Annotated in this window: 11 protein-coding genes; 6 read left to right on the forward strand and 5 right to left on the reverse strand. The window is 53.6% G+C overall.

Annotated features, from left to right (window positions below; genetic code table 11):
• The first annotated feature begins 102 nt into the window (after positions 1-102).
• From VFA09_18725 to VFA09_18740, 4 genes are all read left to right on the forward strand, one after another.
• The gene (locus VFA09_18725) at positions 103-873 is read left to right on the forward strand and encodes an ABC transporter ATP-binding protein (protein HZU69319.1); all 771 of its coding nucleotides are present in this window, start codon (positions 103-105) and stop codon (positions 871-873) included.
• Complete coding sequence (locus tag VFA09_18730) at positions 870-1,643, forward strand: ABC transporter permease (GenBank protein HZU69320.1); 774 nt, start codon at positions 870-872, stop codon at positions 1,641-1,643. The genes VFA09_18725 and VFA09_18730 overlap by 4 nt, the downstream gene beginning before the upstream one ends.
• An 18-nt stretch (positions 1,644-1,661) precedes the next feature.
• Positions 1,662-2,780, forward strand: a complete 1,119-nt coding sequence (locus tag VFA09_18735; GenBank protein HZU69321.1) for an ABC transporter substrate-binding protein — start codon at positions 1,662-1,664, stop codon at positions 2,778-2,780.
• 104 nt (positions 2,781-2,884) lie between these two features.
• Positions 2,885-3,892, forward strand: a complete 1,008-nt coding sequence (locus VFA09_18740) for an alpha/beta hydrolase (protein HZU69322.1) — start codon at positions 2,885-2,887, stop codon at positions 3,890-3,892.
• Between the two features lie 158 nt (positions 3,893-4,050).
• Here the strand turns inward: VFA09_18740 and VFA09_18745 are convergent, their stop codons facing one another.
• On the reverse strand, positions 4,051-5,289 hold the full coding sequence (locus VFA09_18745; protein ID HZU69323.1) for an acetylornithine transaminase: 1,239 nt from the start codon (positions 5,287-5,289) through the stop codon (positions 4,051-4,053).
• 59 nt (positions 5,290-5,348) lie between these two features.
• Positions 5,349-6,560 carry a bifunctional glutamate N-acetyltransferase/amino-acid acetyltransferase ArgJ gene (argJ, locus tag VFA09_18750; protein ID HZU69324.1) on the reverse strand — a complete coding sequence of 404 codons (1,212 nt, stop codon included), beginning with the start codon at positions 6,558-6,560 and terminating at the stop codon, positions 5,349-5,351.
• 237 nt (positions 6,561-6,797) lie between these two features.
• On the opposite strand from argJ, the gene VFA09_18755 reads away from it, so the two are divergent.
• Positions 6,798-7,781 carry a hypothetical protein gene (locus tag VFA09_18755; GenBank protein ID HZU69325.1) on the forward strand — a complete coding sequence of 328 codons (984 nt, stop codon included), beginning with the start codon at positions 6,798-6,800 and terminating at the stop codon, positions 7,779-7,781.
• Positions 7,782-7,845: 64 nt separating this feature from the next.
• Here VFA09_18755 and VFA09_18760 read toward each other — a convergent pair whose 3' ends face one another.
• The gene (locus tag VFA09_18760; GenBank protein ID HZU69326.1) at positions 7,846-8,112 is read right to left on the reverse strand and encodes a DUF6582 domain-containing protein; all 267 of its coding nucleotides are present in this window, start codon (positions 8,110-8,112) and stop codon (positions 7,846-7,848) included.
• 366 nt (positions 8,113-8,478) lie between these two features.
• Here VFA09_18760 and VFA09_18765 point away from each other — a divergent pair, with 366 nt between their 5' ends.
• Positions 8,479-9,669: a hypothetical protein gene (locus VFA09_18765; protein HZU69327.1), complete on the forward strand. Its 1,191-nt coding sequence runs from the start codon at positions 8,479-8,481 to the stop codon at positions 9,667-9,669.
• A 232-nt stretch (positions 9,670-9,901) separates the two neighbouring features.
• Here VFA09_18765 and VFA09_18770 read toward each other — a convergent pair whose 3' ends face one another.
• Together VFA09_18770 and VFA09_18775 are read right to left on the reverse strand one after the other, a co-directional pair.
• On the reverse strand, positions 9,902-12,403 hold the full coding sequence (locus VFA09_18770; GenBank protein ID HZU69328.1) for a mannose-1-phosphate guanyltransferase: 2,502 nt from the start codon (positions 12,401-12,403) through the stop codon (positions 9,902-9,904).
• Between the two features lie 166 nt (positions 12,404-12,569).
• On the reverse strand, positions 12,570-12,752 hold the full coding sequence (locus VFA09_18775; protein ID HZU69329.1) for a hypothetical protein: 183 nt from the start codon (positions 12,750-12,752) through the stop codon (positions 12,570-12,572).
• Between the last annotated feature and the right edge of the window lie 147 nt (positions 12,753-12,899).

The raw sequence follows: 12,899 nt of genomic DNA on the forward strand, positions 1-12,899 counted from the left end.
TCCTCATCTCAGGGGTGCTGGCATATGCCGGCACCCCTCTTTTATTGCTCTGGCATCCTGGGAACAGGAATAGGGAATTGCTCATGAAGGACGGTGAATAACATGGATGCACCGAAATTGCTGGTGCAGGAGGTGACAAAAACATTTCATCATGGAAGGCAAGAACTGGAGGCGCTGCATTGTATTGACCTGACCGTTGCCGGGGGAGAATTTGTTTCGATCATCGGGCCGAGTGGCTGTGGCAAGAGTACGCTGTTTAACATCATCGCGGGCGTAGAAGAACCCACTTCAGGCACGATTGCCATCGATGGAGAAATGAATACTTCCCGAGCAGGCAAGGCTGGATACATGCCCCAGCAGCCGCTCCTCCTTCCCTGGAGGACCGTCGAAGAGAATGTTCTGCTGGGATTGGATGTGCGCCATGTGCCGCGTAAGGAAGCACACCAGGAAGCATATAAGCTGCTCAAGCGCTTCGGACTGGCTGAATTTGCGGAGAGCTACCCCGCAACGCTCTCCGGCGGGATGCGCCAGCGCGTAGCCCTCCTGCGCACGGTACTGTTCAACCGTTCCTTCCTGCTATTAGATGAGCCATTTGGCGCGCTCGACGCGCTCACCCGGCTGGCAAGTCAAATGTGGCTGCTCAACGTCTGGAACGAGTTCCATTCCAGCGTCCTCTTTATCACGCACGATGTACGTGAAGCAATTTTGCTCTCCGATCGCATCTATGTCCTGAGCGCACGCCCGGCCCGCGTTTTGCGCGTGGTAGAAGTTGATCTCCCGCGCCCGCGCAAAACTGAACATCTCGCGCTCGAGCAATCCGTGCGACTGGAGCAAGACCTGGTAGCGCTACTGATGAAGGAGCAACGTCTATGAAACTGCGCTGGATAGCCAGCTATGGACCCGCTTTCGTGCTGGCCGTAGCGTTGTTAGCAATCTGGGAACTCTATGCCGGCATAGGGCATATCAGTCCCCGTGTGCTGCCCACTCCTATCGCCATTGTGCAAGGGTTAATCAACAATTGGGGCGTCATCTACGATAACACCATACAAACCTTGCTAGAGACGGTCCTGGGCATGGTAGCCGCCACTGTGGTTGGCCTGGCGCTGGCGATCATGCTCGATACCTCCAACTGGATGCGGCGGGCCATCTATCCATTGCTCATCACGTCGCAGACCATTCCCATCATCGCCCTTGCGCCGCTCCTGCTCATCTGGTTCGGCTACGATATCGGCCCCAAAGTGCTCGTCGTCGCTCTCTACAGCTTCTTTCCTATAGCCGTAGCATGTGCCGATGGATTGGCAAGCGCCGAGCCTGAACTGATGAAGCTCTTACGTAGCATGCGCGCGACACGCTGGCAAATGCTGTGGCTGGTACGCCTGCCCGGAGCGATGCCCTCGTTCTTCTCCGGCCTGCGCATCGCGGCGACATATAGCGTGACCGCGGCGATTTTCGGCGAGTACGTGGGTGCGGCAAAAGGCCTTGGCATCTACTTGCAGCTTGAAGCCAATTCTTTTGCCACCGTCCAGGTCTTTGCCGCCATTCTGGTGACGGCGATACTCAGTCTATTACTCTTCGGCCTTGTATCTTTGATCGAACGTATTGCTCTTCCCTGGTATCATGGCGCAATCGCGCGCACGATGTGAGTTATGAGGAGGTCGCTTATGAACAGGCGCACACGTTTATTCTTGAGTATTGGCATACCTGCACTCCTGGTCATCGTCGTTGCCGGCGCTTTCCTCTGGCAACAGTATGCCGCCGGATCAGGCGTAAAGCAATCACAACCCATTTCTGGAACGCTGGAGCCACAGTGTGCGGCATTGACAAAGTTCGATACGCCGTCAACACAGAATCTCACAGGCATGAGCCTTGCTCTCGACTGGACACCCAATACAAACCATACCGGCATCTATGTTGCGCTGGCCCAGCACTGGTATCAGGCTGAGGGTATCGACCTGCACCTGCTGCCCTATTCCGCCAGTGTCTCGCCCGATGTGCTGGTAAGCACAGGCAAGGCCGATGTGGGTGTCAGTTCAACAGAAGGCATTGTCGCCGATGCCGCGGTTGGCCAGCCCGTAGTTTCAATCGCCGCCATCATCCAGCATAACACCTCGGCACTGGTAACATTGGCAAGTTCTGGCCTGTCACGGCCGCGTGACCTCGACGGCAAAACCTACGGCGCGTTTGGCGCTCCCTATGAAACGGCGGTGGTGAGCGAGATTATTAAGCACGATGGTGGAACCGGGCAATTTAAGAGCGTGACGCTGGATGTCGATGCGATGCAGGCGCTCGAATCGCACCGCATCGATTTCGTCTGGGTCTTTGAGAGCTGGGAAGTCATCCAGGCGCAGCGCGAGGGCTACAAACTGAACGTCTTTCCGATCATCAACTATGGCATCCCCGACTACTACACGCCAAACCTGATCACCAGCCCAACCGAGATTCAGCAGAAGCCGGAGTTGCTGCGTAAATTCATGCTGGCTACCGCCTGTGGCTACGAATACGCGCGCGCGCACCCCAAAGAATCGGCGCAAATGTTGCTCGATCAAAATGCTAACGGGACGTTTCCTGATCCCGGGCTGGTCTTCGCGAGCCAGAATTTTCTCAGCCCGCGCTACGCCGAGCCCGGTCGCAAGTGGGGCTTGCAGGATGCATCGGCCTGGCACGGCTATCCACAATTCATGTTGAACTCCAACGGCGTCGATGATGCCTCCGGCAAGCCAATCCATAGCCTGAACTTCGATGCATTGTACACGAATCAGTTCTTGCCCTGGGGAAGTTGAAATGAATGCTTGCCTTTTTATCACAAGAATGCTACATTGCAGGAGGTATTCTATATCTTTGCGTTCATTACTCGCATTATCACCATAAATTACGGGAGATATTTATGCCCTCGCGTCCGCTTTCTCTCGCTGGAGCAGGTGGTAAAAAACACCGCTCACCCTGGCTCTTCGCTGTCCCATTGCTGGTCGCAGGGGTGCTGGCTTCCGGCTATGCCGCCATCTCATTGCTGATCGCGAAGAAACTGGCCTATGCGCCCCATGTCTTGCCTCACAGCACCCCGGATTCGCTGGGTCTGGAGTACCGGGACGTGACATTTCCCAGCCGGGAAGATCACCTGCAAATCCATGGCTGGTTTATTCCCGGCGTATTGCCTGATGGCAGCCTGACTACCCGGCGAACCATCATTATGGTGCATGGCGTCCGGACCAACCGTGCTGATAAAGACGCTGGCTTGCTGGAACTTAGCGGACATCTTGCGCGCCAGGGCTTTGCCGTGCTTGCCTTTGATATGCGCGGCTCAGGCGAATCGACCCGCGCGCCGCTCACGCTGGGCTTTTTTGAACAGCGCGACGTATTGGGCGCGGTGGATTTCTTGCAATCGGGGCCGCTGCCTTATCCTGAACTGGGGCGTCCGCGCGTCATCGGTGGTTGGGGAGTCTCCATGGGTGGTGCGACGCTGCTGTTAGCCGCGGCTCGCGAGCCTGCTATTCGCGCTATTGTCTCTGATAGCGCGTACTCGAATATCATTCCCATTCTTGAACGCGAAATCCCCCGCAATAGTCGTCTTCCACGCATATTTACGCCAGGAGCGCTGCTCGCCGGAAAAATTCTTTACGGCGCAAATTATTATGCCATCCGTCCGGTAGATGTAATAGCCAGCCTCGTGCCGCGCCCGGTCCTCTTTATTCATGGCGCTGAGGATCTTTATATTTCCCCATCGCATATGCATGAACTTGCTGCTTGCACCGCCACTGGCTCCTGTATCCAGGCATGGCTGGTGCCAGGAGCCGACCACGCGCAATCATTCAATACCCTGTTGGACGGATATGTAGCTCGCGTGGCCGCTTTTTATAACGAGGCATTGGGAACTGATAGTGAAGTTTTTCCTTGATAATGAATTTTCACCAGCAAAATGAGAAGCACTTGCTCCCCCCATGTCATTCTGAGCGCAGCGAAGAATCTGCATCCATGACCACGGAGCTTCTTCCCTTTCGCTGCGCTCAGGGCTTCGGCTTACTTGCTCAGAATGACATGGGGAGGCCTGAACTTCTACTCGTTCGCTACCGGCATCTGTGCCACGTCCGCCAGCGCCTTATCCAGTAAATCTGCCGCCTCGTCAACATCTGCCTGGCTCACAATCAGCGGCGGGACGATGCGCAAGGTGTTTGGGCCAAGCGCATTGAGCAGCAAACCGTGTTCGAGCGCCTGTTGCACAATCGCGTGGGCAAGCTCATGCTTCACATTGACCGCCTGCATCAGCCCCATGCCTCGCGGACTATCGATGAAAGGATATTTCGCGCAGAATTGCTCCAGCTTGCCGCGCCAGGTATTGCCCATCTTCGCGGCATTCTCCATCAGGTTTTCATCGAGGATGGTTTTGATGGTTGCTATCGCGGCAGCAGAGGCAACAGGGTTCCCGCCAAAAGTCGTACCGTGATCGCCAGGAGCGAAGACATCCGTGCGCGGTCCGGTCAGCATCGCGCCAATCGGAATGCCTCCGGCCAGGCCTTTCGCCATCGTCACGATATCCGGCACAACCCCGTAGTGTTCCCAGCTGAAGAACTTGCCGGTGCGGCCCATGCCTGCCTGTACCTCGTCACAAATCATCACCAGATTCTGCTCATCGCACCACTGGCGCACACCCTGGATGAACTCCTGCGTCCCAGGCCAGATACCGCCCTCGCCCTGGATCGCCTCCAGCAAAATACCGACCGTTTTCTTGCTTGTCGCCGCCTTCAGCGCCTCCAGGTCATTAAATGGCACCTGTTTAAAGCCATCTGGCAGCGGCACCCAGGTCGCCTGGTAGTATGCCTGACCCGTAGCTGCCGTTGTAGCCAGCGTTCGCCCATGGAAGCTGCGCTCCATGCTGATAATTTCAAAAGCTCCATCACGGTGGAGGCGTCCATATTTACGTGCCAGCTTGATGGCCCCCTCGTTGGCCTCGGCCCCGCTGTTGGAGAAGAACGAACGCATGCCGCTGCTCAACAGGCCAAGCTGCTCCGCCAGTTCAATCTGGCGTGTATTATAGTACAGATTAGAAACGTGTATAAGCTGCGTTACCTGCTCCTGTACCGCCTGCACAACGGCAGGATGGCAGTGCCCCAGCACATTGACGGCAATGCCTGCCACGAAATCGAGATACACTTTCCCATCAGCATCCCAGACACGCGTCCCCTCGCCCCGTACAAATGTAACAGGCTGGCGTTTGAAGGCGCTCTGATAATATTTGTGTTCCAGCGTCACCCAGTCGCGCTTGTTCACTTCTGTCTTCGCGTCTGTTGTTGTCATGTCGATTTTCTCCTTTGAAAATGCTACTATTCACCGGTCAAACTTTTACTTCTTAAAAACTAACGTGTATAGAGTGTGTTCTCATCAATATAGCCATGGGTCAGATCACAGCCCCATGCGGTTGCTGTGCCGTCGCCAAGGTGAAGGTCAATAGAAATAGTGACTTCGCTGCCCGCCATAGCCGCGCGCGCATCGTCCTGGTTGTATTGAGCGGCCAGCCCCTGCTGTACGATATGCACATCACCGATGAAGATGTCGAAGTTGTTCGTATCAAGCTGGCAACCACTGGCTCCCAGCGCGGCCACAATGCGTCCCCAGTTGGGATCTCCTCCGGCCAGCGCGCACTGCCACAATGGTGAAAGCGTGACCGCGCGTGCCGCTTTTATAGCATCGCTTTTATGTCGTGCCCCTTTCACATGCACCGTCATCAGCTTCGTTGCGCCCTCGCCGTCGCGAGCCATCTCGATTGCCAGGTACTGCGTCACATGCCGCAACGCGGCGCGGAATGTCTCCGCCTCTGGATGCTGCGCGTTGAGTGGTGTGTTGCCGGCCAGACCGTTGGCGAACAGGATGCAGCTATCATTTGTCGACATATCCCCATCCACTGAGATCATATTGAAGGTCTCCGCGACGGCTGCCTGCAATTCTGCCTCCAGCCATCCATGTTCGACGGCGGCATCGGTCGTCAGATAGCAGAGCATGGTCGCCATATTCGGGTAAATCATACCGGCGCCCTTAGTTACGCCGCCCAGTCGCACACTACGCCCCTCGATCTCAAATTCCAGCGCGATGCGTTTGGGGCACGTATCGGTCGTCAGAATCGCCTCTGAGAAGGCATTGCCCGCGTCAGCACTCAGCTCGATGGCTTTCACGCCTGCCTCGATCTTCTCAATAGGAAGTTGCCGGCCAATAATGCCGGTGGAGGAGCAGAGAACAAGCTCGTTCTCAATACCTAAACGTGCGGCGACAAATTCGGTCATACGATAGGCGTTGAGCAGGCCGGGGTTGCCGGTGGCGCAATTGGCGTTGCCGCTGTTCACAATCACCGCCTGAGCGCGACCACTGCGCAAATGTTCCTGGCAGACGATCACAGGCGCCGCTTTTGTTGCGCTGGTCGTGAACGTACCCGCTGCAATGCAAGGCACATCCGAGGCAAGGATAGCGAGGTCTTTGATCGAGGCATCAGATTTAATACCACAAGCGGTTACGCCCGCGCGAAAACCCTGGGGGGCCGTTACACAATTATCAATTTCGCGAAAAGTATGCGCCAACGAAGCTACCTCCTAAAAAATAAGAAAAGCATGAAAAAAACTGACTCTCGTGTGGAGTTCCCTATTAGCTGTTGCCGGAAGTGGGAACGGGAAACCAGGAACCTGCCTTTTCCTTCATTGTACAATGCGCAAGAGCGTTTTCACAACCCCTTCCTCAAACCCCGTTCAAGACTCTCGACAGCCCGTTTCCGTTATGTTACACTTCAGTAAGAAAGATGTATTGGAGTGTTCGTGTCTATGCCTAAACCCTGGGATCGCGAGATGAAGCGATTGTTTAGAAAAGCACCACGTGATATCGTGCAATGGCTTTTTCCTGGAGCAGAATTTCATGGCGTTGTATCAACCGAATTAGATGCGGAACCGATCTTCGCAGATCATCTATTTAATATTTCCCAAGATGGGAAACACTTTCTATTGCACCTTGAGTTTCAAAGTAGCCATGACCCGGATATGGCCCGGAGGTTGTGGAAATACAATGTACGTGCGACAATACAGTATGAACTTGCTGTCTGGTCGTGCGTAATCTATCTGAAAAAATGCAGTACGCTTCAAGAGCCTTTCCTTATAGTGAAGCTACCTGGTGGTAGATCCATCCATCAATTCGATTTTTCCATGATTCGATTATGGGAGGTGCCGACCAGGGAACTTAAAGAGAAAGGGCTTGCCGGATTGTTTCCTCTGCTGGTATTGACGCAAGAGGGTGCGAGACGAGAAGTAATTGAGGATGTCATTACAGGGTTACCGCCATCAGAGGAAGCATCAAAAGCTGATTTACTGGCGTTGACATTTGGATTAGCGTCGTTAGCATTTGACAATGAAGAAGACCAGCAATGGCTCATCAGGAGGTTCGCTATGTTGGATGATATCTTAATGGAGACACCTGCGTTCCAACACATCAGAAAAATGGCTCTTGAAGAAGGGCTTAAAGAGGGGCTGGAAAAGGGGCTTGAGAAAGGGCTTGAGAAAGGGCTTGAGAAAGGGCTGGAAAAGGGGCGAGAAGAAGGAAGACTGGAGGGGCTGCGTGAAGTCGCGCTCAGGGTTGTTCAAGTGCGTTTTCACGACCGCCGGCTCCAACAATTGGCGAAATTTCGGGCATCTCAAGTGGATGATCCAACAGTACTTGAGGACTTGATAACGAAGATCGCCCTTTCCCAGAGCGTCGAAGAAGCCCACAACATTCTTCTTGATGTATCCGATGCTGACGACGAGCAATTGGAGTAGCAACCAGCCAGATGACCCTTGCCTTCACCCTGGACATCTCCGGCAAGGGTCTTGCTGGATAAACTTAATCTTTGGGCACCGGGCGCCCATTGCGTTTAAAAAGTTCGCGCCAATCCTGCTCCTGCAGCTCGACATTAAACTTCTTTGCCGCCTTCTGGATGCGTTTCCAGGCTTCATCGCGTTCCTTGTTCGTCACTCCCTTAACCTGGTCGAATCGTGCCACAGCCTCTTGAACGTGGCGCGCATCTTCGAGCGGTTCTTTGCGTTCTTTCGGGAAAGCGAACTCTTTATCCGGCAGTTTTTCGCGCTCTTTGTTTGATAATTCGGCCATCGTTTGCTCCTTTTACAAGAATTTGTGAGCTATTTCACATCTTTTTACTTCCCTGTACTATATACTCAATAATGCACGGCAGCAAAATCCTGACGAGAACACCCGATGACCCTTGACAACCAAATGCAGGATTCCTGCGGAATGTTGATATCCGAAAGGGCAACGGCTGGAGAACCTGGTGATCTTTGGCAACCAGATCAGGAAATCCCTCTGCCCTGTAGGGCCAACCGCAGGCCTTACAGTCTTCTCCCGCAAGGAAAGCCCCTACCAGTACCAGCATATGTATGTAATACGTTTGAAAAAGGTCTCTTTAAGACAATGAATTGAAAAAAGCCGCCAATAAGCAAGCGGCAAAAGGAAAAAAGCATGAAAAAACTATGGCAAATGTTCTTCTTATCGATTGGTTTGTTCTTGCTGGTCTGTTCACAAGGGGATTTGGTACAGGCTGCTCCAGTAAGTAGTGGGAGCTGGAAGATCATTGCTAGCTCCAATCCTCCTGGTGACGATAGTCTGTTCGCGGTTGCTGCCATCTCTTTGAATGATGCCTGGGCGGTTGGCTCCTCCGGTCAGGATGGTCCTAGCCCTATGACATTAACGGAACACTTTAATGGCACGCAATGGAGCGTCATCCCAAGCCCCAACCCCGGCCCCAGCAGTAACAAGCTCTATAGCGTAGCTGCCACCACAATGAACGATGTCTGGGCCGTGGGGTACTCGTATAATAGTCCTCCCCAGACCTTGATCCTGCATTACGATGGCACGCAATGGAGTGTAATCGCCAGTCCATCTCCCGGATCATTCAACAACCAGTTACTGAGCGTGTCCGCCATCTCCGCTCATGATGCCTGGGCTGTAGGCTATGCCGCGAGCAATACGACGACCCAGGCATTGATCGAACACTACAATGGCAGTAGCTGGGAAGTTATTCCTGGCCCCGCGCTCAGCTCCTCGTATTATGAGCTGGATGCCGTAACCGCGCTCTCATCTACCAACGTCGTGGCTGTTGGAAGCTTTATCAATCAGCAAGGCAATTCACAGGCGTTGATTGAGCATTGGAACGGCTCGCGTTGGAAGGTGCTTTCCGGTCCAAATCCTGGTTCATCCAGCAGGCTGAATGGCGTGGTAGCCGTATCGTCCAGTGACATCTGGGCTGTGGGCGAATTTACCCCTCCACAAAGTAATGCAGCAACGCTGATCGAACACTTTGACGGCAACACCTGGCAGGTCGTCTCCAGCCCAAACCGGTCGGCTTTGAATTACAATGGCCTGGTGAGTGTGACTGCTCTTTCCGCCAGTGATGTCTGGGCTGTGGGTCAATCAGGCATTTCAAATGGAGATGCTCCACATGGCAGCTTCTCTCAGAGCCAGGTTTTTCCCCGCACCCTGATCGAGCACTTTGATGGGAGCAAGTGGCGCATTGCGGCCAGTCCAAACCTCGGTACGAGTGATACGCTTACAGGCGTCTCCAGCGTTTCCGGCACCGGCCATGCCTGGGCTGTAGGCTCCTACTATAATAGCGCGCCACCTGTGCAGACACTTACCGAGTTCTATGGCTAGCGGGCGGCTTTCTATTCCTTCAGATTGATTTCTGAGCAGTTCTCTACAGCGTACAATCAAACCGGCCATCCATTCTATCGAGTATTCCCCCGAAAGATGGAGAGCAGGATTGAACGATTGCTAAAAATCGTCCTATTCAGCACAGTTATGCTAAATAGGACGATTCGCGTCAGCACTATCCTCTATACAATGAGATCAGTTGACTGTAACAGTGTATCTGGTCGGAGTGCTACTACTGTTGCAAGCCGCTCACAACGCGCGCGTATTTCTCCGCCAGCGCCTGGGCCTGTTCGTTGGAAACGGACTCGGCCACCACGTGGAACAATGGGCGGTCGGCATCGGGCAGCACCAGCACCCATTCTTTGCCTAGATCGATCTTGATGCCGTCAATCGGCTTCGTGCGCCTGTCTCGATATTGCTCGCTCAGGATGCGCATCACCTTGCCCTTGCTTTCCCAGGGGCAATTCACCATGGTCCTGCTGATGTAGTAAGACGGCAGGTCATCGACTACCTCTGAAAGGCGCATCTCGAACGTCGCCAGCAACTCGAGTAACTTTATGACGGCGAGCATGCCATCGAAAGCAGGTTGCATGGCCGGGAAGACAAACCCTCCTGTACCATCACCGGCCAGCACCACACCTTCGCGTCCCGCGGCGCTCAATATCGCGTAGGTCTGCACGCGCGTATGCTGGATATGCCCTTCGTAGCGTTGCGCGATATGCTCTAACGCATTGGGAGCCGTCACCGGCGCCGCTACCGTCCCGCCGCGATATTTGCGCAAGAACAGGCTTGTCATCACGGCCAGCATCTTTGTCCCGTCCAGGATGCGGCCCCGATCATCGACTACCGAAAGCCGTTCGCCACCTGGGTCGATGCGTATGCCCATATCGTTGTTCAATGTCGCGGTAATCGTTGCCAGGCGTTGCAGGTCTTTCTCTATTTCTTCCATGGGACGCGAGAAACGCGATTCGTCCGTATTGTTATTCAGCACGATCACCTCGCAGCCAAGGCGATTGAAAAGCGCCGGCAGTATCTGCACGGTACTACCATTAGCGTAATCGACCACCAGTTGGAACCTGCGCTGCTGCACCAGCTGGGCATCAACGACTTTCGCTGTGCTGTCGATGTATGGATTGATGACATCTGAATTTTCCAGCACCTCGATTGATCCCAGGTCATCCAGGTACACGCGGCGGAAATCCTCCCGGAAGTAGAGATTTTCGATCTTGCGCTCGGTCGTCTTATTGATGTCAAGCCCATTCTGATCAAAGAACTTGATATCGACGATGCGCGGGTCATGCGGCGATAGCCGTACATGCACACCGCCAACCGCGTCGGTGGTACGCACAAAATAGCGCGCTACCGGTATCGGCACCTGGTTAATGTCATGTACATTAATCCCGGCAGAGGGTAAGCCCGCTACAATCGCGCGCTTGATCATGCGCGAGGTGCGATGCGATGAATCGCGGTTCAGGCAGACTGTAGAACCCTTGGGGAGAATTGCCCCATAAGCTGCCCCCAGCTTCGAGGCAAATTCAGGGGTAATATCGACATTGACCAGGCCCGTCACACCGAAGCGGCTGAACAGGCCGCGCCTCCCCTGCGACCCCCAGATGATGCTGCTATTGACCACAGCCCCGGATTCGATCTCCTTATCCGGCCAGATTTTCACGTTGGGCTGGATGATGGCCCCCTCCTGAACGATAGAGTTATCGCCGATGACCGAACCCTCAAACATAACCGCTTTACTCTTGATGTTCGTTGAGGAACCAACGATTGCTCCGCGCAGTTCGGCCCGTTCGCCAATGTACGAATTATTCCACACGATACTGCGATCTACCTGCGAGCGTTCGTCAAGGATGGTGTAGTGCCCAATCGTGCTTGGGCCATGCACGATTGCTCCCGATTTAATCTTGCAATCATGTGCCAGGTAGATTGGGCCATACAGTTGAGCATCTTCGTCGATTTCGACGCCTTCCTCGCACCAGATGTTCCCGCCCATGTTTTTCGCGGGTATCTCAACATCAACACGTCCCTGCAACACATCGGCATTGGCGCGCATATACTCAGGCAGGTTCCCCACATCGCACCAGTAGCCATTCGCGATATAGCCATAGATGGGATCGCCTTTATTCAGCATGAGGGGGAATAATTCCTGGCTAAAATCGTATTGTTTATTCTTCTCAAAATATGCAAAAATCTGTGGGTCCAGCACATAGATGCCGGTATTGATGGTATCGCTGAAAACCTCGCCCCAACTTGGTTTCTCCAGAAATTGCGTAATGTGTCCCTCTTCATTGGTAATAATCACGCCGTATTCCAATGGATTCGGTACATGGGCCAGCGTCAGTGTTGCCAGCGCCTTTTTCTCATGGTGATAGCGAATGATATCGGTCAGGTTGTAATCCGTCAGCGCATCGCCGCTGATGACCAGGAACGGCTCGGTCAACTGGTCCTCCGCGTTTTTCACGCTGCCGGCAGTACCCAGTGGCACATCTTCCCGTGAATAGGTAATGCGCATACCGAATTGAGATCCGTTGCCGAAATAGTCTTCGATACTGCTTGCCAGGTACTGGACGGTGACAATAACCTCGGTGATACCATGGCGCTTGAGTAGATGCAGAATATGTTCCATCACCGGTTTCCCGGCGATAGGTACCATTGGTTTAGGGCGTCGAATCGTCAGTGGACGTAGCCTCGATCCTTCCCCACCGGCCATAACAACCGCTTTCATAGAGGCCTCCTTGCATGTATGGTGAACCAGAAATAAAAACTCAGGAATATCAGAAAAATGAAGACGGCGCGGCTTGCCGCCTCGCCGTCTCAATTGTACAACAATGGTCAAATCAACTGCAAGTGAGCAAGAATACCTCACCCCATTGCAATCGGAGAAACTGGTTTCATCGCCAATCACTTATCCGGCCATGTTCGACAAGCCAGCGTACAAAACGATGATAATTCGTCTCTTCCGTGGCTTGCCTTTCTTCATACTCTTCGCGAAGTTGGATGAGCTTGCTGGCTTCTTCTACAGTAAAACCCTCGTCCAGGAGGGCGTCGATAAGCAGATCGATATACTGCTGCATATTTTTGGGTCCTCCTTTGCTTATTTACTTTAAAAGTGCGAACAAACCGTCTAACGAGTACAATCTTATACAGCATCCATGTGAAAGAGCAGGCACCCTTGCAATCGATTTGGATACTGATTAATTGACTGACCGAAACAGGAGTTC

This window comes from Ktedonobacteraceae bacterium (genome assembly GCA_035653615.1).
Classification (GTDB): domain Bacteria; phylum Chloroflexota; class Ktedonobacteria; order Ktedonobacterales; family Ktedonobacteraceae; genus DASRBN01.

What these genes read in the sequence shown, in the direction of transcription:
- VFA09_18725 (HZU69319.1), top strand. Translation starts at nt 103, where the DNA reads ATGGATGCACCGAAATTGCTGGTGCAGGAGGTGACAAAAACATTTCAT.
- VFA09_18730 (HZU69320.1), top strand. Translation starts at nt 870, where the DNA reads ATGAAACTGCGCTGGATAGCCAGCTATGGACCCGCTTTCGTGCTGGCC.
- VFA09_18735 (HZU69321.1), top strand. Translation starts at nt 1,662, where the DNA reads ATGAACAGGCGCACACGTTTATTCTTGAGTATTGGCATACCTGCACTC.
- VFA09_18740 (HZU69322.1), top strand. Translation starts at nt 2,885, where the DNA reads ATGCCCTCGCGTCCGCTTTCTCTCGCTGGAGCAGGTGGTAAAAAACAC.
- VFA09_18745 (HZU69323.1), bottom strand. Translation starts at nt 5,289, where the DNA reads ATGACAACAACAGACGCGAAGACAGAAGTGAACAAGCGCGACTGGGTG.
- VFA09_18755 (HZU69325.1), top strand. Translation starts at nt 6,798, where the DNA reads ATGCCTAAACCCTGGGATCGCGAGATGAAGCGATTGTTTAGAAAAGCA.
- VFA09_18760 (HZU69326.1), bottom strand. Translation starts at nt 8,112, where the DNA reads ATGGCCGAATTATCAAACAAAGAGCGCGAAAAACTGCCGGATAAAGAG.
- VFA09_18765 (HZU69327.1), top strand. Translation starts at nt 8,479, where the DNA reads ATGAAAAAACTATGGCAAATGTTCTTCTTATCGATTGGTTTGTTCTTG.
- VFA09_18770 (HZU69328.1), bottom strand. Translation starts at nt 12,403, where the DNA reads ATGAAAGCGGTTGTTATGGCCGGTGGGGAAGGATCGAGGCTACGTCCA.
- VFA09_18775 (HZU69329.1), bottom strand. Translation starts at nt 12,752, where the DNA reads ATGCAGCAGTATATCGATCTGCTTATCGACGCCCTCCTGGACGAGGGT.